The organism is Caldalkalibacillus salinus (assembly GCF_016745835.1).
Classification (GTDB): domain Bacteria; phylum Bacillota; class Bacilli; order Caldalkalibacillales; family JCM-10596; genus Caldalkalibacillus_A; species Caldalkalibacillus_A salinus.
Map to the genome: position 1 here is coordinate 1 of NZ_JAERVL010000040.1, position 23487 is coordinate 23487.

Annotated in this window: 15 protein-coding genes and 1 riboswitch; of the genes, 13 read left to right on the plus strand and 2 right to left on the minus strand. The window is 39.3% G+C overall.

The annotated features are described in order from the left end of the window. The first annotated feature begins 157 nt into the window (after positions 1 to 157). A riboswitch (cyclic di-GMP riboswitch) is annotated at positions 158 to 242 on the plus strand. A 131-nt stretch (positions 243 to 373) separates the two neighbouring features. From JKM87_RS17390 to JKM87_RS17435, 10 genes are all read left to right on the plus strand, one after another. Continuing rightward, positions 374 to 1885 (plus strand): methyl-accepting chemotaxis protein, encoded by a 1512-nt coding sequence (locus JKM87_RS17390; protein ID WP_202081696.1) that lies wholly within the window; start codon positions 374 to 376, stop codon positions 1883 to 1885. Positions 1886 to 1917: 32 nt separating this feature from the next. Continuing rightward, positions 1918 to 3642, plus strand: coding sequence for a hydrogenase maturation protein (locus tag JKM87_RS17395; RefSeq protein WP_202081698.1), 1725 nt, complete (start codon positions 1918 to 1920; stop codon positions 3640 to 3642). A 23-nt stretch (positions 3643 to 3665) separates the two neighbouring features. After that, positions 3666 to 4502 (plus strand): glycerophosphodiester phosphodiesterase family protein, encoded by an 837-nt coding sequence (locus JKM87_RS17400; protein WP_236838933.1) that lies wholly within the window; start codon positions 3666 to 3668, stop codon positions 4500 to 4502. A gap of 27 nt (positions 4503 to 4529) precedes the next feature. Beyond that, on the plus strand, positions 4530 to 6377 hold the full coding sequence (locus tag JKM87_RS18225) for a sulfatase-like hydrolase/transferase (protein WP_202081702.1): 1848 nt from the start codon (positions 4530 to 4532) through the stop codon (positions 6375 to 6377). A 52-nt stretch (positions 6378 to 6429) separates the two neighbouring features. Further along, positions 6430 to 8268, plus strand: a complete 1839-nt coding sequence (locus tag JKM87_RS17410; RefSeq protein ID WP_202081704.1) for a sulfatase-like hydrolase/transferase — start codon at positions 6430 to 6432, stop codon at positions 8266 to 8268. A 144-nt stretch (positions 8269 to 8412) separates the two neighbouring features. Continuing rightward, on the plus strand, positions 8413 to 9612 hold the full coding sequence (locus JKM87_RS17415) for a class I SAM-dependent rRNA methyltransferase (protein ID WP_202081706.1): 1200 nt from the start codon (positions 8413 to 8415) through the stop codon (positions 9610 to 9612). Between the two features lie 211 nt (positions 9613 to 9823). Beyond that, the gene (locus JKM87_RS17420) at positions 9824 to 11884 is read left to right on the plus strand and encodes a methyl-accepting chemotaxis protein (protein ID WP_202081708.1); all 2061 of its coding nucleotides are present in this window, start codon (positions 9824 to 9826) and stop codon (positions 11882 to 11884) included. A 200-nt stretch (positions 11885 to 12084) separates the two neighbouring features. Next, the gene (locus tag JKM87_RS17425; RefSeq protein WP_202081710.1) at positions 12085 to 12942 is read left to right on the plus strand and encodes an amino acid ABC transporter substrate-binding protein; all 858 of its coding nucleotides are present in this window, start codon (positions 12085 to 12087) and stop codon (positions 12940 to 12942) included. Beyond that, positions 12929 to 13630 carry an amino acid ABC transporter permease gene (locus JKM87_RS17430; protein ID WP_202081724.1) on the plus strand — a complete coding sequence of 234 codons (702 nt, stop codon included), beginning with the start codon at positions 12929 to 12931 and terminating at the stop codon, positions 13628 to 13630. Before JKM87_RS17425 ends, JKM87_RS17430 begins: the two co-directional genes overlap by 14 nt. 10 nt (positions 13631 to 13640) lie before the next feature. Further along, positions 13641 to 14375 (plus strand): amino acid ABC transporter ATP-binding protein, encoded by a 735-nt coding sequence (locus JKM87_RS17435; protein ID WP_202081712.1) that lies wholly within the window; start codon positions 13641 to 13643, stop codon positions 14373 to 14375. Positions 14376 to 14561: 186 nt separating this feature from the next. Here the strand turns inward: JKM87_RS17435 and JKM87_RS17440 are convergent, their stop codons facing one another. Further along, the gene (locus JKM87_RS17440) at positions 14562 to 16094 is read right to left on the minus strand and encodes a multicopper oxidase family protein (RefSeq protein WP_202081714.1); all 1533 of its coding nucleotides are present in this window, start codon (positions 16092 to 16094) and stop codon (positions 14562 to 14564) included. Positions 16095 to 16316: 222 nt separating this feature from the next. On the opposite strand from JKM87_RS17440, the gene JKM87_RS17445 reads away from it, so the two are divergent. Next, positions 16317 to 16973: an FMN-dependent NADH-azoreductase gene (locus JKM87_RS17445; RefSeq protein ID WP_202081715.1), complete on the plus strand. Its 657-nt coding sequence runs from the start codon at positions 16317 to 16319 to the stop codon at positions 16971 to 16973. Positions 16974 to 17070: 97 nt separating this feature from the next. Here JKM87_RS17445 and ptsG read toward each other — a convergent pair whose 3' ends face one another. Further along, on the minus strand, positions 17071 to 19026 hold the full coding sequence (ptsG, locus tag JKM87_RS17450) for a glucose-specific PTS transporter subunit IIBC (RefSeq protein ID WP_202081717.1): 1956 nt from the start codon (positions 19024 to 19026) through the stop codon (positions 17071 to 17073). 267 nt (positions 19027 to 19293) lie between these two features. Between ptsG and JKM87_RS17455 the strand changes: the two genes are divergently transcribed. Together JKM87_RS17455 and JKM87_RS17460 are read left to right on the plus strand one after the other, a co-directional pair. Next, positions 19294 to 20943, plus strand: a complete 1650-nt coding sequence (locus tag JKM87_RS17455) for a glutamine--tRNA ligase/YqeY domain fusion protein (RefSeq protein WP_202081720.1) — start codon at positions 19294 to 19296, stop codon at positions 20941 to 20943. 256 nt (positions 20944 to 21199) lie between these two features. Beyond that, on the plus strand, positions 21200 to 23487 hold a 2288-nt coding region (locus tag JKM87_RS17460; protein ID WP_202081722.1), incomplete at its 3' end, for a YfhO family protein.

Genomic DNA, 23487 nt, shown 5'->3' on the forward strand with positions numbered 1-23487 from the left:
GTATTATGAATGTTCAAACTTAATTAATGCAATGCTAGTGAGCAAATATATCTATTTAAAATTTCGATAATAATAGACACAATTCACCATACAGTGGTAAGATAAAAGAGATTATGTTTATTTGACAATTTCGACAACGTCATACAGTCTTATATTTCTTGAAAAAAGGCAAACCTAATGAAAATTAGGGACGCAAAGCCACGGGTCTAAAGTTATATAACCATGATCGCCGGGTTGCCAAAAAAGTGCGCTATTCTTATTTTTATTAACGAATAGACGTGTTGACATTTGGCTACTCCGGTAAACGGGCGTAGTCATTTTATTTTTAAAATTAAATAGTAGCCAACAACAGGCTCGAAAGGAGAGGATGCAATTGATCGAAAATAAAAATCGTATCATCCTTGTTTTATCTGCATGTGTTTTGGCCGCGTCATTTATTGTACATATTATGCATCGGGTATTGACCGTAACAGATTCGTGGGGTCATGGGAATGTTGAACAAGTGTCTTTTGTAACAAATATCTTTCTTTTCATCCCTATCATTTTATTCGTCTATTCAGTTTACCTCTATAACACTCGAGAAGATCATCCACAACTTCCATTGATAAACACATTAACCATTACATTTAGTAGTATGTCAATCATCGCAGGCGGCGAAGGAATGGTAGAGTATCATTTTTCTATCTTTATGGTAGTTGCTTTCATTGGGTATTATGAAAGAATACATTTAACACTACTCATGACAGCTCTCTTTGCTGTTCAGCATTTAGCGGGTTATTTATTCCTAAGTGAATACGTATTTGGTACAGATGTCTATCCATTTTCTATGGTCCTGATTCATGCCGTTTTCCTACTTGGGACATCTGGTGCGATTATCTGGCAAATATCCGCTAAGACAGAGCTATTGGCAGATTTAAACGAGAAGGAGAGAAAGCAACAAATCCTTAACGGCATTATTCAAAGACTCTCAACAACAGCGAATGAGTTAATTAAAGCGTCGTCAAAAATACAACAAAATTACGATGTCAATAGACAGGCCATCAAAGGCATTGTGTCCCGTATACAAGAAATTTCTAGTGGTGCGGATATGCAGAAGCGTCAAACCATGGACAGCTCTAAGGCCGTCCAGGGCATTGCCTCAGGTATACACAACATGGCTGAAACGTCTATCTCTGTTTCTGACGTTTCTGTCAAAACAGCGAAAGAGGCAAGAGATGGTAATGTGATGATACAGAAAACAGTAGAGCAGATGAAGTCCATTGACCAAACAGTCAGTACATCAGCATCATCCGTGCAACAGCTTAACGCGCGTTCACAGGAAGTAAGTGAAATCGTTGAACTCATCACTGAAATATCTTCGCAGACTAACCTACTCGCTCTTAATGCAGCTATTGAAGCGGCTCGTGCTGGGGAGGACGGGAAAGGCTTTGCGGTTGTTGCGAATGAGGTCAGAAAGCTAGCAGATCAGTCGGCGCGTTCCGCTAGTAAAATAACCACCCTGATAGAAACAATGCAAAGAGAAACTGACACCTCCGTTGACGCGATGAATCAGGTTATAGAAGAAGTGAGAACTGGTTTAGATATTGTACATGAGACGGGGGAAATATTTGATAGCATCTACTCCTCAATCGATGGTGTTGCTGAGGAGATCAAGAGCATCTCAAGTTCAGCGGAAGAGGTATCTGCTGCAGCTGAGGAAGCCTCTGCCTCTATACATGATATGACTGCTTTTGCAGAAACAGCAACAACAAACGCTCAACGTGTAGCCACTTCGTCTGAAAACCAGTTAGACTCGGTAGAATTTTTGTCCACATTAATTTCAACGCTGAATGAAATCTCACTTGAACTGCAAGATCTAATTAAGAAAACTGAAGAGTTAAAGTAAAACGAAGGTTTACGATAAGGAGTTGAACAACGATGAAAATCCTTTTCCTTACCACGGCACATAATAGCATGAGTCGTCGTGCGCATATCGAGCTGACGGAGAGAGGGCACGATATCACTGTTTATTTAGCAACGAGTGATGAAGTGATGGTCCAAGCAGTGGAAAAGCATCATCCAGACCTCATTATAGCCCCGATGTTAAAAAAAGCCATACCAGAAGTAATATGGAAAAAGTACACTTGTCTCATTGTCCATCCCGGTATAAAGGGGGACCGCGGACCATCCTCAATAGATTGGGCAATACATGACAAAAAAGAGGAGTGGGGAGTCACCATTCTGCAAGCGGATGCCGAGATGGATGCCGGAGACATATGGGCTACCGAAAACTTTAAGATGAGTAAGCTGGCGACCAAGAGTCATTTATACAGACATGAAACTACTGAGGCGGTTATGAGAGCTTTGATACTAGCGGTAGAACGGTTTGAGCAAGGCGACTACACCCCTGAACCTCTAGACTATAATAAGCCTGATGTAAAGGGACACTTACACGTTCCCATGAAACAAACCTATAGAGGGATTGACTGGACAACTAAAACGGAAGACATCGCGAGGAAAATACGTTGCTCCGATAGCCAGCCGGGTGTCCTAGATGATATTGAAGGGGAAGCCTACTATCTGTTTGGGGCTCATGAAGAAGATCAGCTCAAAGGTCAACCTGGTGAGATTATTGCCAAGCGACATGGTGCGATCTGTAGAGCGACTGGAGATGGGGCCATCTGGATTACACACTTGAAAAGGAAGAAGGTTGGAGACCAAGTGTTTTTCAAGGTACCAGCAACACTTGCCTTGGGAGAAAAATTAAGTGACGTCCCCGAGGTCCCAGTTGGCCTGGAAGAGGAGTATGAGGGTCGAACATTCCGGGATATATGGTATACGCAAAAGGGAGAGGTCGGTTATTTACACTTTAATTTCTATAATGGCGCTATGAGTACAGAGCAGTGCCGTCGATTGAGAGAAGCTTATCAACAAGCACTGAAAAAGGACACCAAAGTCATTGTGCTAATGGGGGGGCCAGACATCTGGTCGAACGGCATACACCTTAACGTCATAGAAGCAGCGGATCATCCGGCGGATGAATCATGGGCTAATATTAATGCTATGGACGATTTAGTACGGGACATTATACAAACCAAAAGCCACTTGGTTATTTCAGCCATGCAAGGGAATGCCGGAGCAGGGGGTGTCATATTAGCACTCGCGGCTGACTTTGTTTTTGCTAGAGAAGGTGTCGTACTCAACCCACATTATAAAGGTATGGGAGGATTATACGGTTCGGAGTACTGGACGTACCTTTTGCCCAAACGTGTGGGTCCTGAGCTAGCGTACGAACTAACGGAAAACTGCATCTCTCTGGGTACAAAAAAGGCCAAAGAAATAGACCTGATCGACGATGCTTTTGGCAAGGATACAGAGGCGTTTTGTGAAACTGTTTCAATATTAGCTGAGCGGCTAGTTTACAGTGTTGATTACGAATTGATACTCGAACATAAGGTTCGCGTCCGTATGACAGATGAACAGATGAAACCTTTGGAGCAATACCGAAAAGAAGAGCTAGAAGAAATGTGGGAGAATTTCTATTCACCAGATTCTAAATACCATGAAGCACGAAAGAATTTTGTATATAAGAAATCACCAACTTGTACTGAAGTTGAGGTTAATCTACTCAGTGATGCAGAGAAAAAGTTGCAATTAAGCTAGGAAGGGTGGATTTTAAATTGAAAATGATACCCTGGCTTATCATTATAAATATTATATTAATCTTAATTGCAACAGCTCCTATTATATATTTGTCAGGGCCAAAATTATTTGACCATTACGAGCTATTGAAATTAAAAATATCCGCCTCAAAGTTTGATACACCCGAAGATATCGCACACGAAAAGTTTGTTGCTCACGCTGGTGGAGGTATTAACGGGCATGTCTATACGAATTCACTTGAAGCCTTGAATAATAACTATGAGAACGGGTTTCGTTATTTTGAAGTGGATTTCCAATGGACTGTTGACGAGAAGCTTGTTGCCTTACATGATTGGGATCAAACGATAACTAAGTACTTTCAATCAGAACCTGGACGCTATACTTTCAAGGAATACATTAATTTAGAGATGAGAGGAGATTTAACGCATTTATCACTTGGGGATGTAATAACGTGGTTAGAGGCAAATCCTGAGGCTTATATTATAACAGATATAAAAAAACATAATATAAAAGGTTTGGAAAAAATTGCAATAAATTATCCAAAGGAAGTTTCTAGAATCATACCACAAATTTATGAAATAAAAGAATATCCAAGAGTCAGGGAAATGGGCTATGATAATATTATCTTTACATTATATCTTAATAATTATACAGATAAGCTTATATTAGATTTTGTACAGAACTTTGACGTTTTCGCCATAACTATGCCTATAAGCAGAGCCCGAACAGAAATGCCTAGTGCGTTAAATGAATTAGATGTCTATGTATACACCCATACAGTCAACGATAAAACACTATTATTAGAGCTAAAAGATCAAGGTGTGGATGGTTTCTACACAGATTTTTTAAGCCCTGAGTAACTTAAAAACAAAGACATCGTTATGGAGGTGGCCCTCATTTTAATTAACAATGTTATTAAAGCAGGTAAAAACATCTTTCAGGCCGTCTTCAACCGAGAAAAGTTAGTTCCACTACTGATTTTAAGTTTTGTATTAGCAAAATTAATGGTAGTGGAATATACGATGATCGGTTACATTCATATTATGTCTTTGAAGACCACCATTGGTATCACATTAATTCTGCTCTCTCTAGTATATATATTCAAAAATAAGAATGTTTATCGATATATGATGGCCTTGAACGTTGTAACCTCATTATTATTATTAGCTCACCTGCTATACTACAGGTATTTTGGCATTCCTATTAGTTTATTTGTACTATTACAAGGCTCTAATTTAAGTGGACTAGGTCCGAGTATCCTACATTTATTACAAACCATAGATTTTCTATTATTTATTGATATTTTTGTTCTTATTCCTTTGTTTATGAAGATTAAAGGCCCTATATCACCTCCTAATTATAAAGTGGGTATCACGTTCCTATGTTTAGGCGCTTTGATCGCGAGTATCGTACCTTTATTAACAGCCGTATTTATTGGCCCAAGTGATGTTATCAAACGTTATAATGGTTCAACTTTTGTCATCAAATATGGCATTATTGGTCACCATATAGCGGATACAGTCAATGTCATGTACGAGATGAGAAGGATAAATCTAACGGATGAAGATAGATCCCGTATTGAAGCGTGGTTTGATCATAAAGATCGTTTATATGGACCTAGGAATACAAATCATAAATATCATGGATTATCCGATGATAAAAATCTCATTCTGATCCAGATAGAATCACTTCAAAACTTTGTTTTAGATCTTGAAGTCGATGGGCATGTAATTACACCCAATCTAAATCGCATGTTAAAAAACAGCCTATACTATCCAAATATTTATGCCCAAACAGTTGAGGGAAACAGTTCTGATGCGGAACTATTAGTGAATACGTCTACCTTTCCACTGAGACAGGGTGCAACATTTTTTAGGTACCCTGATACCCATTATTTCTCGTTAGGGAAAGCATTGAAGAATAAGGGCTACAATGAGGCTTTTGCCTTACATGGGGATTATGGAGACTTTTGGAACCGTGATATCGTATACCCGTATTTAGATTTTGATCACTTTTATGATATGTCTTTTTTTGAGATGGATGAATTTATAGGAATGGGCCTTAGTGATGACTCATTCTTCCGTCAATCGATACCCTATATTAAGGATAAGGAGCATCCTTTTTATGCTTACTATACAACGTTGACCAGCCATACACCCTTCATCATTCCAGATGAATACAAAACCCTTGATTTACAAGGAGAGATATCAGACACTCACTTAGGTCGCTATTTGGAAAGTGTCCATTATGCAGATAACGCACTTGGTTATTTTGTAAAACAACTTGAAGCGATGGGCTTACTAGAAAACAGCTTAGTGGTTATTTACGGTGATCATAAAGGAGTATTTAGAGAGCATATCCCAGAAATTGAAGCCCATTTAGGAGATTCGAATATTGACAATGAAAAATGGCTAAGGCGTTATGAACCGATACCGTTCATCATTTTTAACCCACAATACGAAGGTGAGGTTTTTGAGACGATCGGTGGGCAAGTCGATGTCATGCCAACTTTGTTATCTCTATTAGGGCTTGACGAAGATAAATATTATCACCAAACGATGGGAGTAGACCTTTTCTCATTGGATGAAGAGCATGGTTTTGCGCTCATACCTTCTGGGGGATATAACCAACAAGCTATCGTGACCTATGATCAAGTTCACCCAACTTTTGATAAAGAGGCTAACGAGATACTAGATATTGCTGAGCTGATCATTCGGGGGAATTATCACAAATAAATGTAAATATAAAGAGATAAACGAAAGGAAAATTATGAGGATACATGGATTTGTGCAAATATGGAAAAACACTGTAAATAAAATAATCGAATCAAAGAGTAAAATCTTGTATATTACTTTTTGGGCTATTATTTTGTTTAAAATCTTTCATGTTGAGTACCTAATGAGGGAAACAGTATCGATTCTTTCGTTTGGTATAACTTTAGGTATCATTTTTTTATTGTCATCCCTTACCTATGTCCTTACTAAAAGGCGTGTCTATACATACTTCATTATCATTAATGCTCTAATTACAATTCTTCTCATTGGAGATTTATTGTATTTCCGCTATTTTGGAACGCCATTAACCACATATCTTTTACTACAGAGTGGGAACTTATCAGGGTTAGGGCCAAGTATCGTTTCCTTGCTTAATGGAACAGATTTGCTTCTGTTTATGGATATTTTTGTAGTTTTAGCCCTTTTAATATTTAATTCAAACACTCTACCAGATACAAACAGAAACTACAAAAAACTAATTAAGTATGCCGTTATTGGAATTATTTTAGTTAGCATTGTGCCGACACTAATCCTAACAATAGGACACGGACATGTCTTTCAACGATATCATGGTATGTCTTTTGTAAAAACATACGGAGTTTTAGGCCATCATGTAGCTGATGCGATGTCCTTTACAATTGAGTCTAAAAGGGTTAACTTGAGCGATCATGATAAAGAAAAGATTCGCCAGTGGTTTCTTGCTAAAGAAGGGAAGTTTGGGGACAGGGACAACAATCATGAGTATTTCTCTCTAGCCGAAAATAAAAACCTCATATTAATTCAAGTAGAATCTCTGCAAAATTTCACCCTAAATTTAGAAGTAGAGGGCCATGAAATAACGCCACATCTTAATTCAGTCTTAGATCATAGCCTTTATTTCTCAAACATATATCCTCAAACGAGAGAGGGGAATAGTTCTGATGCAGAATTGCTAGTTAATACCTCATCGTATCCTATTGGAACAGGAGCGACAGTATTTAGGTATCCAGACACATCGTATATGACATTAGGTCAACAATTAAAGGAGAAAGGGTATGCTTCAAATTTTGCCTTGCATGGAGACGACGGTGACTTTTGGAATCGCACTAACGTTTACCCGTATCTCGCCTTTGATCAATACTATCACTTAGATTATTTTGACCTAGACGAAGAAATTGGTATGGGTCTAAGTGACCGTTCCTTTTTTAGACAATCAATCTCTTTAATAGCAGAGAAAGAACAGCCTTTTTATGCTTATTTTACAACATTAACGAGCCATACGCCTTTTGAAATACCAGAGGAGTATAAGACGTTGGATTTCTCAGGTGATATTTCTGGCAGTTACTTAGGACACTACCTTGAAAGCGTACACTACGCTGACCATGCTATCGGTTCTTTTCTAGATGAACTAGATAATATTGGACTATTAGACCATTCTATAGTTGTATTTTATGGTGATCATAAGGGGGTATTTCCCAGCGATATACCCCAAATAGAAACGTATTTAGGTGATGATAACATTGACAACGAATTATGGTTAAGAAAATACGAACAAGTCCCTTTTATTATTTATAACCCAGCATTTAGTGGCGAAAGAATAGAAGTCATAGGTGGGCATATAGATATTATGCCGACATTGCTCTCCATTTTAGGAATTGAAGAGGAGCAAATAGCACACGGAACTATGGGAATTGATTTGTTTTCAATTGACCAGGAATATGGTTCCGCTTTTATCCCGTCGGGGGATTACAATAAACAAGCCTATGTCACGCCAGATAAAGTGATGGATGGATTACCTAAAGACGCAAGAGAAGCGCTAGACATTGCGGAGCTTATCATACGAGGGAATTATCATAAAGATGACCAGGAGTAAAGTTAGTTCTCGTTCTAAATAGAAGGTTAGAGTATGGCGTTTGATTTATTAAAATGGTGTATAAAGCAAAATGGCACTCAGGTATGGATAGACGTCGACAGTGTATAAAATAATAAAGTAAACATACCCGAAAGTTGGTCGATTATGACAGCAAGTCGAACCCTAAAAGTTAAACCTGCATATACCCATAAGTTTAAAAAGGGGTATCCCCTTCTAACCTTAGACGCACTTTTAGATAACAGAGTCGATATGGAGGAAGGGGATATCTTCCGCCTCGTTGATGAGCGAGGTGCATTTATCGCTAAAGGCTACTACGGTAGACAAAACAAAGGACATGGTTGGATATTAACCTCTCATGAAGGTGAAGAGATCGATCAAGCCTTCTTTGACCGTCTAGTCGCTGAAGCCGTATGTAAGCGCTCACAATTATATCATCAATCGGAGACGACCGCCTTTCGTGTGTTCAATGGGGAAGGGGATGGTATAGGTGGCCTCCACATCGATTATTTCGACGGATACTATTTAATTCACTGGTACAGCAGAGGGATATACGCCTTCAAGCCATTGGTCCTACAAGCGCTTGAGAACGTTGTGTCTTACAAGGGTATCTATGAGAAAAAGCGCTTTGGCCGACAAGGTGGCACATATGTTGAAGATGATGATTTTGTTAAAGGGGAGAAAGCCACGTTTCCGCTCATGGTAAAAGAGAATGGCATGAAGTTTGCCGTTTATTTGAATGAGGGAGCCATGGTAGGATTTTTTCTAGATCAGCGTGAGGTAAGGAAGGTGATTAGAGACCATTATGCTGAAGGAAAAAGTGTGTTAAATACATTTTCTTATACAGGTGCGTTCTCCGTGGCTGCGGCACTCGGCGGTGCGTCTAAAACGACCAGTGTAGACGTGGCTAACAGAAGTTTATCCAAAACGATAGAGCAATTTAGTCTCAATGGTATAGATTATGAAGCCCAAGACATCATTGTTGAGGATGTCTTTAAGTACTTCAATTATGCTGCAAAAAAACAGCAGACATACGATATGGTTATACTGGACCCACCAAGCTTTGCTAGAACCAAAAAGCATACATTCAGTGCAACAAAAGATTACAAGCGCTTGCTTAAAGACATCATCCCGTTAACTGAGGCAGGGGGTATGATCGTGGCATCTACTAATAGTGCCTCGCTTAGCATGAAAAAGTTTAAGCGGTTTATTGACTCGGCTTTTAAAGAAAAAGGGGGAAGTTACAATATTCTTGAGACGTATACTTTACCTAAGGATTTCAAAACACTAGCAAGCTTTAGAGAAGGCCATTATCTTAAAGTCGTGTTCATTAAGAAAGAATTTTAATGTGTGACGAACACATTTTTAAAATTAAATAAAATTCGACAAAATCTTGTGGGCCCCCATGGCTGACAGACAAAATTCGAATAATATTTTCAAAAAGTTACATAATTCAACATGTGTTTTATTCAGTATATTTTAAACGACCCTATTTTTATATATAATGTAAGGGTCAACAATTATACATAAAAAAACGAGCCGAGAAGGGGGAGATTCTTTGTTTCGTAAAGTATCGAGCATGCAAACGCGTCTACTGTTAGTCTTTTTACCTATCTTTATTGTGACCTTTGCTCTAGTCTCTTTATTTACATATAACATCTCGAAAGAAGAACTAGACAAAGAGATAAAAGATCGAATGATGTTGCTAGAGGCTAACACTAGAAGTGGCATAGAAAATAACTTTGACACCCATCAACAAGTGGCCGAATCCATCGTCTCAATTATTGAGGATAGTGGTAGGACACTAGATCGTAATGATTTTAGGAATCTATTCAGTCAAATGATCGTGGTTAATGAAGATACCCTTGGTGCAGGTGTATGGTATGAACCGTATACTCATAATGAAAATGACCAATACTTTGGTCCTTATGTGTACAAGGATGGAGATTCACTCACCTACACAACGGAGTATGAAACGTCTGAATATGATTATCCTACTCAGGACTGGTACAGAAAAGGGGTTGAAGCTGGTCAGGGAGAAGCTGGATGGACTGATCCCTATTATGATGAAACGTCTGGAATCACGATGGTCACGACCGCTATGCCTTTTTATAGTGATAACGGGGATTTACTAGGGGTTGTGTCTAGTGACATCGATATAACAAGTATTCAAAAAATGATTCAGGATATTCAGATTGAAAATACGGGATGGGCTTTCCTGATAGACCAAGAGGGAAACTATTTGGTTCCCCCAGATGGGCAAACGATGCAGGCAAACATCGCGGATGATGACAATTTCTCAGGAAAAATTGCGGACAACATTCTGACCAACATGCATGACATGCAACATATGACTCACAGCGGAGAATCCTACCATTTACACTACACCACGATACCTCGAACAGGGTGGAAACTCGGTTTAATGATGCCTGAGAAAGAACTCTACGCCCCCCTTCAAGAATTGCTACTCAGACTTTCGGTCACAGGGTTTGTTGTATTGATTGGTATGGTTGCACTCATTTACTTTGTATCGAATCGCTTGACGTTACCTATAAAAAAGCTGGCTGGAGAAGTTAACAAAGTAGCAAACGGTGACCTCACTGTCAGTGTTAGTTCCGAATATAGAGATGAAATTGGGCAATTGACAAATGACTTTAACCATATGGTAACCAATATGAATGGGCTCATTAACGAAGTCAACCACTCAATCAGACATGTGAGAGAGTCATCTGAGAACCTGAGTGCTATCTCAGAAGAAACAAACGCCACAAGTGAGGAAGTTCATAGTGCAATTAGTGAAATTACAAATGGGGCGTCCGTTGCTGCCTCTGACGCTGAAAATGTGAATCAAAGAACGATTGACTTATCTGATCATATTAATAAAGTGAAGTTAAGCACTGAGGACATGATGCGCTTGTCCCAAGAGGCCGAAAAGTCTAACGATCAGGGGCTCTCTCAGATTGAATCACTTCTGAAAAGATCCCGTGAATCAGACAACGTGATTGAGTCTATTGAAGATGTGATCAAAGGTTTAGCAGACAAAGTAAGAGAAATTGAAAAGGTCATATCCACTATTAATGATATATCGGAGCAAACAAATCTTCTAGCTCTAAATGCTGGAATTGAAGCGGCACGTGCCGGTGCAGAAGGTAAAGGCTTTGCGGTTGTGGCAGAAGAAGTACGTAAGTTGGCTGAGCAATCGAGCCAGGCAACAGAGAAAGTAAGGGTGACGTTGGAAGGTATCGGTGAGGAGTCTAATAAAGCAGTGTCACATATGGATAAAACGAAGAAGATAGCCAAAGATCAGAGTCATTCCGTACAGGATACAGAAGAAGCGTTCAAAACCATTGCTGCTACAATAGACAAACTCGTTGATTCTATCTCCTCAGTAACAAATGACGTGACTCAAATGAATGAGAGTAAAGATCAGGTGGTTGAATCCATACAGAACATTTCTGCTAGTACTGAGCAATCTGCGGCTTCATGTGAAGAAGTCAGTGCGTCTTATGATGAACAGCTTCATGCCATAACCTCTATTGCAGAGTCAGCAGAGCAGCTAAATGCATCTAGCCAAGACTTAGATAAAATGATTAAGAAATTTAAAGTTCAAAAATCATAATTGGACATATAAGGGATATACCTAGGGCGTTTTCAATATTTTATAGCTGCTAACCGTATGAAGTTAGCAGCTTTTTTATATCCTAATATTGTGGTGCGTATGTTGTTGACATGATGTCATTTGTACTATATGTTATGAGTTAGGATTAAAATAGATTAAACCAATCACATTACTTGGTTAAAAAATATGAGGAGGTTCATATGAAACATTTACTTTATGTACTTATGGTGTTTATCGTATCATTTTCCCTTGTCGCCTGTGGAGCGGAACAACCTGAAAATGGAGACGGTCAGCAGGGATCGGGGACAGAGCAAGATGGAGAACAACAAACTGAAGATGGTGAAGACCTCTCACTATACGAAGCTATACTTGAGGAAGGAGAGCTTAGAATAGGAACGGAAGGCACTTATCCCCCGTTTACTTATCGAGATCGGGAGACAGGTGAGTTAACAGGATTTGATGTCGAGATCGCTCGGGAAGTGGCCGAACGTCTAGGGGTAACAGCCACATTTAACGAGACACAATGGGATGCCATGTTTGCCGGACTAGATGCTGAACGGTTTGACATGGTTGCCAACCAAGTAGGGATACGCCCCGATCGTGAAGAAAAATACAGCTTCTCAAATCCGTATATCACGTCTTCTGCTGTCCTTGTTACGCATGTAGAGAATGATCACGTGCAAGGATTTGAAGATATTGAAGGACTGACGTCGGCTCAATCCATGACAAGCAATTTTGCAGATATTGCTAAGGCCTATGGTGCAGACATAGAATCTGTAGAAGGTTTTAACCAAGCGGTTGAATTGCTCGTCACCAAAAGGGTGGACGTGACAATTAATGATCGATTGTCAGTACTTGATTTCTTAAATGAAAGAGAGGATGCCCCTGTTCATATTGTGGCCAGAGAAGAGGAAGCATCTCAGAGTGGCCTTATGTTCAGACAAAATGGAACTGAAGAGCTCGTAGAAGCCGTTAATCAAGCGCTTGAAGATATGATGGAAGACGGCACATACTTAGAGATCTCAGAGAAATGGTTTGGTGAAGATGTATCTCAGTAGCATTATCGCAAGTACAGATAGATTTGAACGATTATTAGACATTGCGCAAAGTTCCCTTCTCCCTTTGGTGAAGGGAGCTATTTTGATGACCATCCCTCTCACGCTTATATCTTTTACCATCGGATTAGGCTTAGCGGTTATGACAGCACTATTTAGATTATCTGGTTTTAAATTATTACGAATGATAGCAAGGTTCTACGTCTCCGTTATACGTGGGACACCACTGCTTGTGCAATTATTTATCATCTTTTTTGGATTACCATCTGTAGGTATGACCATAGACCCTTTCCCGGCTGCGGTAATTGGTTTTTCACTCAATGTCGGTGCTTATGCTTCAGAAATTATTCGTGCCGCCATCCTTTCCATCCCTAAGGGGCAATGGGAAGCGTCCTACTCCATGGGAATGACGTATGGGCAAACACTAAGGAGAACCATACTCCCCCAAGCATCTAGAGTATCGATACCTCCTCTGTCTAATTCCTTTATTAGTCTAGTAAAAGATACATCCTTGGCTGCTATGATTACTGTTACAGAAATGTTTCGTACAGCACAGCAAATAGCAGCCACGAATTATGAGTTCATGCTCATTTACACACAGGCTGCTTTTATTTATTGGACGATATGTTTGGGATTAACTTTTATTCAAGATCGAATTGAAAATCGTTTAGATCGATATATTGCAAAGTGAGGAGACTCTTATGATTGCCGTTAAAGATTTGCACAAACAATTTGGTGACAATAAGGTGTTACAAGGGATGGACCTTGAGGTGGAAAAAGGGAAGGTGATCGTCTTAATTGGCCCTTCGGGTTCGGGAAAAACAACTTTTCTTAGATGTATGAATGTGTTAGAAACCCCTACGTCAGGAGTTGTTCGGATTGGAGATTTAGAGCTTAATTTTGACGAGAAGGTTACAAATAAACAGATGATTGAGCTAAGGAAAAAAACGGGAATGGTATTTCAAGCATATAATTTATTCCCCCATCGAACAGCCATTCAAAATGTCATGGAAGGGCCACTCGTGGTTAAAGGAGAGTCAGCAGGAAAGTCGCTTCAAAAAGCGGCTCATTTATTAGACAAAGTGGGCCTATCGGACAAAATGGACCTGTATCCATTTCAACTATCTGGTGGACAGCAGCAACGTGTGGGGATCGCACGTGCGTTAGCGATGGATCCCGAAGTGATGTTGTTTGATGAAGCGACATCAGCACTCGATCCAGAGTTAGTCGGTGAAGTACTGAAAGTCATGAAGCAATTAGCTGAGGAAGGAATGACCATGCTTGTGGTCACTCACGAAATGAACTTTGCTAGAGAGGTGGCTGATGAAGTCATTTTTATGGACCAGGGTGTCATTGTAGAACGTGGAACACCTGACATGTTATTTACAAATCCAAGGGAAACACGTACACAAAAGTTTCTGAACTTGATCAGCTGAAAAAGATCGAAACGACTAAAACGACCACTCATTCTTAAGCCAGTTCATCAGTACGAAGCGGTATGGCATCATGTCTCACTCTAAAAGATATAGAATAGTCGCATAAATAAAACCAGCTGTCCACAGTAAACAGCTGGTTTTATACTACTAAGGTGTAGACAAGCATATTTTTAAAATTTTAAAAGATTAATGGTCATGACCGTCATACGTGTCAGCTTCGAACCCCTGATAATGTAACCCAGATACCATACCTTGGGCTGAGTGATGTAATTCATGACAGTGGAACTGCCATTGTCCAGGATTATTTGCCTGAAACACGATCTCATATGTGTCCCCAGGTGCTACATTTAACGTATCTTTCAGCACAGGAGAACCGCTTAGGGATTGACCATTCTTGCTTACAACGTAGAAAAAATGACCATGAAGATGCATTGGATGCTCTTTTGCTGTTTGATTGTCAATCGTCACCTTTACATTGTCCCCTTCGTTCACAACATATTTTTCTTGATGAGGGGCTTGTTTACCATTAATGGTGAATGTACCATCGTCCTTTTCATTAAACGTCATGTCTAGGGACTGATCAATCTTTTTTATACCCTTATTTTTTGCTTTACCGTAAGAGGTAAAATCAAAGATATGGGGTGATGCTTCCGCTTTGTTTAGCGGTAAAAGGTCTGACCCTTCATATACAATAGGTAGATAAGTGACAAGTTCTTCTGGCATCTTTTCCGCTTTTACTTGAATGCCCCAAGCACCAGGGTTACTCATCTCAATTTCTATATCGTACCTTTCTGCAGGTGCAATTCTAAAGGATACATCCTCTAATTCGGTGGGTTTGTGAACGGCTTGTCCGTCATAATGTGTAATCTTATAGCTGTGGCCTGGAATGCTGACAGTTTGTGTGAACATACCTGTATTAACAAACCGTAACCGAACAGAGTCCCCTTCCTTTACCTTGACCCCTTTGATATCAGGAGCTGCTTTACCATTGAGGATGAGTGTGTCATACATATCATGATCCATATGATGATCATCTGATGAATCTCCATGATGATCTTCATCCATCATCCCATGAGTATCATGTCCCTCTACATTCATGTCTCCATGGTCATCATGCTCTCCATGTCCATCATGATGTTCATTCAAGTTCATACTGTTTTTCTCAGCAATCATAACTGTGTAATCAATATCATGCTTACTCTTAAGAAACTCTTCTACGATGAGGGCACCGTATAAGCCCTTGCCTACCTGTTCAGCGCCGTCTTGGTGGGAGTGATACCAGTATGTACCAGAAGCTTCGGCAATAAAATCATAAACAAAAGTTTCTCCTGGCATTACCGGATCTTGTGTCAAACCAGGTACACCGTCCATGTCATTCTCCAAAGGCATCCCATGGAAGTGAAGTGTTGTCGGCACGTCTAGGTCATTCACTAACGTCACCTGTACGCGATCTCCTTTCCGTACACGCAACTCTTGACCCGGTAAAGTGTTGTTGTAGGCCCAAATGTCTTCACTTAAATTGTCGTTATAATGCCATGGCATTTGACTTGCCTCAATTGTAAATTGCTTTGTCCCTTTATGCAGTTTGTCAGGCATATCTTCCGCTGAGAAATAATCCCTAGTGAGGTCTGCTGACAAGGCAAAGGCATAGCTTGAGGCTGCCAATGAAATGAATACAAGAACGAGTACACTTAATCTAGATCTGTTTTTAAAGATCAATAGACTTTCCCCCTTTCGATAAATCATTCGCTTTTATGTGGTGTTTTTTGTCCATTATTTTATAGAATCATACAAAGTTAGGTCCCATATTGCCAATGCAAAATGTTGACAGGGTATCTACGAAACTGTTATATTAGTAACGCAACGTTAATAAAATTAGCTACTAACTTTTAGTAAGCATTAATATAGACGTTGCAACTATAGATAGAAAGGATGATCGGAATGGAGAAAGTATTGTATATTACTGCTAATCCGAAAGGTATTGAGCAGTCATTAAGTCTAACGGTTGGGCAAGCATTTTTAGATACATTAAAGCAGGAGAACCCAAGCTGTGAAGTGACTCACCTTGATTTATATCAAACGGATATTCCCTTTATCGATGAAGATGTTTTTAACGGATGGGGAAAATTACAACAAGGTGAAGACTTTGGTGCACTATCTGCAGAAGAACAAGCGAAAGTCAGTCGTATTAATGAGCTTACTGAGCAATTTATGCAAGCAGATAAATACGTTTTTGTCACACCACTATGGAACTTTAGTTTCCCTCCAAAGGTGAAGGCTTACATCGATACGTTTGCTATCGCGGGTAAGACATTCAAATACACTGAACAGGGGCCAGTCGGTCTTCTTAATAACAAAAAGGCTGTTCATATCCAAGCACGTGGCGGCATTTATTCAGAAGGACCCGCACAAGAGATGGAATTTGGTGACCGCTACCTACGTACGGTCCTTAATTTCGTTGGCATTGAAGATACTGAATCCGTTATTGTTGAAGGTGCTGCAGCTATGCCAGATAAGGTAGATGAGATTAAAGCAAACGCTATTGAACGTGCCAAAGTTGTAGCTAAAGATTTTGCCAAAGCGCACACCACGGTTTAAAAACGAAATATCGTTGTGACATGTTAAAAGTAAAAGGAGTTAGCCGTTCAGCAAACGACTAACTCCTTTTTTGTTTCATTCAGCGATTTAGTTGTGATTACTGTTGAATACTGATCACACCTAGCTCATTTTGGTCCACTTGACCTTCTTTCTCAATCTGAACAAATTGACCTTCTTGTAGGTTTGTAAAAATCACAGGTGTGATAGTAGACGTCGCATTTTGACTGATGAAATCTAAATCCGCTTTTAATATCTCTTGTCCCTGTTCAACGTTGTCTCCTTCTTGGACAAGGGCCTCGAAACCCTTACCCTCTAGATTGACCGTATCGATACCAAAGTGGATTAGGATTTCTTTTCCTGCTTCAGATTTAAGGCCAATCGCATGTAATGTAGGGAAAACGTTGATGACGTTACCTTTGACAGGAGAGACTACTGTTCCTTCTTCGGGCTCAACAGCAAATCCGTCTCCCATCATTTTGTTTGAGAATACTTCATCAGGTACTTTATCCAACGGCATAATCTGTCCTTTTAGCGGGGAACTGAAGCCTTCATCTATTGGTGTATCGCAATCTTGTTTAGAAGCATCCGCTAGTTCTTCACTGGTTACTTTCCTTGGCGACTTGCCAGCAATAATATCTTTCATCTGTTCTTTAATGGAATCAGAGCGAGTACCGAAGATCGCTTGTATATTATTACCCACCTCTAGTACACCAGACGCACCGAGGGATTTTAGTCGGTTTTTGTTGACTTTATCAACATCGTTAACAGACACGCGCAAACGTGTAATACAAGCATCAAGCTGGCTAATGTTTTCCTGGTCGCCTAAAGCCTCAAGAATTTCATAAGGTAAGTCGTCATCGCTTTGTCCGTCTGTACCCTGCGCATCTTCCGCTTCTTCATCGTCTTCACGTCCTGGCGTGCTGAGGTTGAATTTACGGATAGCAAAACGGAAGCCGAAGTAGTAAATCACGGCAAAACCTAACCCTACAGGAATGACGAGCCAAGCGTTCGTTGATAATCCCCAGTATAGGACATAATCAATAGCCCCACCAGAGAAAGTAAAGCCAGCTTTGACCCCTAATATGTGCATAATGGTAAAGGATAGCCCTGCAAATACACAGTGAATGAGGAACAGCAATGGCGCCACAAATAAGAATGCAAACTCAATGGGCTCAGTAATACCTGTTAAGAAAGATGTTAAGGCTGCAGAGCCCATGATACCCGCAATCGCTTTCTTTTTAGCCGGTTTAGCCTCATGGTAGATGGCCAAAGCTGCAGCAGGTAAACCGAATAGCATGAAAGGAAATAATCCAGTCATGAAGGTGCCAGCTGTTGGATCTCCAGCAAAGTACCTTCTCATATCTCCCCTAATGATTTCTCCTGTATCGGGATGAATAAATTGCCCGAACTCAAACCAGAAAGGTTGGTAAAAGATATGGTGCAAACCGAATGGAATGAGTATCCGTTGTCCAAAGCCGAAAATAAACGAAGCGATGGCTGGATTCGCTTCTGTCGCTAAATGCGATAAATAGTCGATCCCACCTTGAATCGGTGGCCACACATAATAAAAGGCAAATCCAATAGCAATGGCAGTTGCTGCTGTAATAATGGGCACAAAGCGTTTACCTGCAAAGAAACCCAAAAATTGGGGCAGTTCTATATTGTAAAAGCGCTTGTACAAATATGAGGCAATAATCCCCATAATAATACCACCGAACACACCCGTTTGCAGTGTTTCGATTCCAAGCACGGTCTCTGTCTCCATTTGACCATACTCAGCCATCACACCCAAGGTTGTATTCATGACAAGGTAACCTATGGTGGATGCTAATCCAGCAACACCATCCCCGTCTGTCAACCCTATAGCGACCCCTATAGCAAATAGGAGGCCGAGATTATCAAAGATAATGCCCCCCGCTTGCTCCATAATAGGGATGGCTAACACATTTTCGTTTCCAAGTCCCAGTAAGAGTCCGGCGACTGGAAGAACAGAAACGGGAACCATCAGTGAGCGCCCTATTCTTTGAAGCAAACCAAAAGCTTTCTTGAACATGTGCTTTATCCTCCTCGTATCTATGGTAGTCAATTTTTAGTTGCAATATAAGATTATAATTAGTGTTACCTATCATTGTCTATACATGTGCTCACATTTCTTTTATTTATATAAATTTTTTCTGTTTCACCATTATGAATGCTCCCAACTTCGGGAACGCTGTTGAACATGTGGATATCAAGCTATATTTATGATATAACTACTAATAAAACAATTTTTATGGCAGTGTAAAGTTGTAACGTACAGATAGAGAGAAAGGTGATTATCATGGGAAACGAAAATCATTCATCCAATTTTATTAAGAGTATCATGACAGAAGACCTTGAGAGAGGTCAATATGATGAGGTGATAACCCGATTTCCACCCGAGCCGAATGGATATTTACATATTGGACACGCGAAATCTGTTGTTCTTAACTTCGGTTTGGCAGATGAATTTAAGGGCAAGACAAATTTGCGCTTTGATGATACAAATCCATTAAAAGAAGATCGTGAATTCGTCGATGCGATTAAAGAGGATGTGAAGTGGTTAGGTTATGATTGGGACGGACTATTCTTTGCTTCCGACTACTTTGACGAAATGTATGAGCGAGCCGTCCTATTAATAAAAAAAGGCTTGGCGTACGTTGAAGACCTGTCTGTTGACGAGATCAGGGAGTATCGTGGCACATTAATAGAACCGGGTAAGGAAAGCCCGTCTCGGTCACGGAGTGTTGAGGAGAACCTCACCTTGTTTGAGAAGATGAAGAACGGCGAATTCAAAGATGGGGAAAAAGTATTGCGGGCCAAGATTGACATGGCTTCTCCTAATATCAATATGCGTGACCCCGTGATTTACCGCATTTCTCACACGACACATCATCACACAGGGAACAAATGGTGTATCTACCCTATGTACGCTTTTGCACATCCATTAGAAGACGCCATAGAAGGGGTTTCTCATTCCATCTGTACGACCGAATTTGAAGATCAACGCCCATTGTATAACTGGGTTGTTGAAAATTGCGAAGTCGAAGCTAACCCTAAACAAATTGAGTTTGCTCGTCTTAACCTTACACAAACAGTGATGAGTAAGCGAAAACTCAAACAGCTCGTAGACAATGATATCGTTGACGGGTGGGATGACCCGAGAATGCCAACGATATCAGGCCTTAGACGACGTGGCTACACACCGGAAGCCATTCGAACCTTTTGTTATGAAGTGGGTGTATCCAAAGGTAACAGTGTGGTCGATAAGCAGATGTTAGAGCACTTTGTTCGAGAAGATCTTAAATTAAAAGCACCTCGTACCATGGCGATATTAAAGCCGTTAAAAGTGGTCATTACGAACTATCCTGAAGGACAAACAGAAATGTTAGAAGCGGAGAACAATCCTGAAAAACCTGAAATGGGTAAGAGAGAGATTCCTTTTTCAAGAGAGATTTATATTGAACAAGAGGATTTCATGGAAAACCCACCTAAAAAATATTTTAGGCTGTTTCCTGGTAATGAGGTGCGTCTCAAGCATGCTTATTTCATAAAGTGTGAAGATGTCATCAAAGATGAAGAGGGTCATATCATTGAAATCCATTGCACGTATGACCCTGAAACAAAAAGCGGCACTGGTTTCACAGGTCGGAAAGTAAAAGGGACCATCCATTGGGTTGACGCATCCCAAGCAAAGCCAGCAGAGTTCCGCCTCTATGAACCGTTAATCCAAGAGGAAGAAGATGAGGAAAAGGACTTTTTAGAGAATATAAACCCACAGTCTTTAGAGGTTCTAAAGGGTTACGTCGAACCAAATATGGAAAAGGCACAGCCGCAAGATAAATACCAGTTCTTTAGACACGGATATTTTAACGTAGACCCGAAAGATACAAACAGAGAACATCTTGTATTTAACCATATTGTTTCTTTGAAGAGTTCTTTTAAATTGTAACCACGAAAGCAGAATACTTATTATAAATTAGTTGTCCTGACTGAGTAACTGATCGATTATATAAAATCTCTTCTGACCAAAGTTAAATTGGTTTAGAAGAGATTTTTTATGCGTGCGTTTTACTACCCTAACTAGCAATAACATGTGAGACTTTAAAGTACTACACATTTCCGAACGAGGAGCCATTTTGAATTATGTTTAGATTTTTAAAGGATATTGTTGGTGCTTGTCGAATTATGGAAGTAGTCACCTATACATGACGAAACAAGACATAATAGATGAGGTAATTTTTATGCACCAAAAGTATTCGAATCTAAGGGTATATATTTTCTCATTTCTAAGTCCAGCTATTATATTTGCAGCCATCATTTCATTTTTTAGCACTTATCCGTTTGGGGAATTCACTATCATAAAGCAGGATTTGTTAACGCAATATATACATTTTTATAGTTATGTATATGACGCTGTTAAAGCGAATGAATCTTTTTTATATAATTGGTATGCAGGGTTGGGTTCTAATCATATAGGAACGTTAGCATATTACACAGCTAGTCCTTTTTTGCTAATTATATTTTTGTTTGATCATATGTATCTTTCAGAAGCTGTAACACTCATAATTATACTAAAAATAGGTTTTATGGGGCTAGCAGTATGTATGATGTTAAAACGAAAGTTCCCTAAAATGCAGGCGCATGAGCTAGTCATATTCTCTAATTTTTATTCGTTAATGTCATATACCGTTATTAACTATCATAATGTCATGTGGCTAGACGCCTTAATCCTATTACCGCTTCTCATTATTATGATAGAAAAACTGGTTTGTAGCCGTAAGTTTATTATGTTCACAGTGCTACTTACTATGACATTTATCATCAACTTTTATATGGCCTATATGTTAGGGTTATTTATATTTTTGTATTTTATAAGTGAATTAATGGTTCATCGACAACAACTATCTAATAGACAGATTAAGGTTGCATGCTTAAAATTTTTTATAGCCACCGTTATGGCCTGTGGGCTGTCGGCTTTCTTGCTTCTACCTACGTATTTACAGTTAAAGCTAACTGCGATTACAAAAACAACAAATATACCATTTCTAGAAACTGACATGCTATCAATATATCAAAAACTGTTTGTGGGTTCTTATGATGCTGTTTTATATGCATCTCCTTATGTCTATATAGGGTCATTTGTATGGTTGTTAGTACCGCTTTTCTTTTTATGTCAGGGTATTAGTAAACCTGAAAAGATTAGATGGGCTACATTACTTATTTTTATGTGTATTAGTATCTTGATTCCATACTTGGATTATATTTGGCATGGCTTTGCTGTGCCCAATGGCTTTTTATATCGTCAATCTTTTTTACTATCATTTGTACTATTTATGATGTCTGTAATGTCCTATATGCATTACAAGGCAATAAAAGTTAAACATATTACCACTATTTATATTATATGCATGCTCTTGATCAGCTGTCTTTTAATCCAAGATGATAAAACGAAATATATAATGACTCTTGTCACTATCTCACTTTTTTATATGGCATTGTTGTTTAATAAGAATAATAGATTTAGACAATTATCTATTACACTATTGATATTATTTATGCTGACGGATGTTACCTATAATACAGGATCGTTATACTTTGGTGCATCAAGTGACTTGGCAAGTACAAAAAAGGACCTATACTTCAGTTACGCAAAGTTTAGAGAGGTAATCGAAGGTATTAAAGGTAACAGCGAAACATCACTTTTACGTGCTAAAGTAGATACTCCTGAGATTTTTAACCATTCAATTTATATTAAATACGGAGATTTGAATAATTTTAACTCAATGTTAGATCACGGAGTAGTAAGCACTTTAGGCAATCTTGGTCTAACAACCAGTAAGGCTAGATACAACGATAATGGTTCAACTCTGTTTACGGAATCCTTTTTCGGCTTGAAATATTATATAAGTGATAGTCCTATAAATAAATTAGGCTACGAACAAGTATCAAGACTAGAAGATATATATATATACGAGAACCTGTATGCCTTTCCTCTTGGTTTCAGTATCGATAGAGAAATCTTGAACCTAGCTGTTCATAGCTACAATAGTCCATTTATTTTGCAGAATGAACTGTTGAAGTATGTCTCAAGCAGTAAAGATAAGATATACGAACCTATTCAGTATGAACGAGAGATACAGAATGGGACTTTAATTGATAACAGTCTTTCAATTAAGAGGATAGACTCTAGTGAGCCTGTTCGTGTTCAATACTCTTTATCGTTATTAGAAGATAAGAAAGTCTATACAATTATTAACACCTCAAATTTAGCAAACAGCTTGGCCCAAACAAAGTCACATGTGTCTGTTGACGGTCATTTTTTACGTGTCTATCCATATCTAAGAGATAGCGCTATATTAGAACTAGGTACATATGAAAAGGGGACGATCAAAGTAGAGTGGGTCGTTGATGAGGATGAATTCGAAATAATGAGGGAGCAGTTTTATGTAGCCAACCCCGAAACTTATGAAGAAGTCATGGCTGCGATAGAACC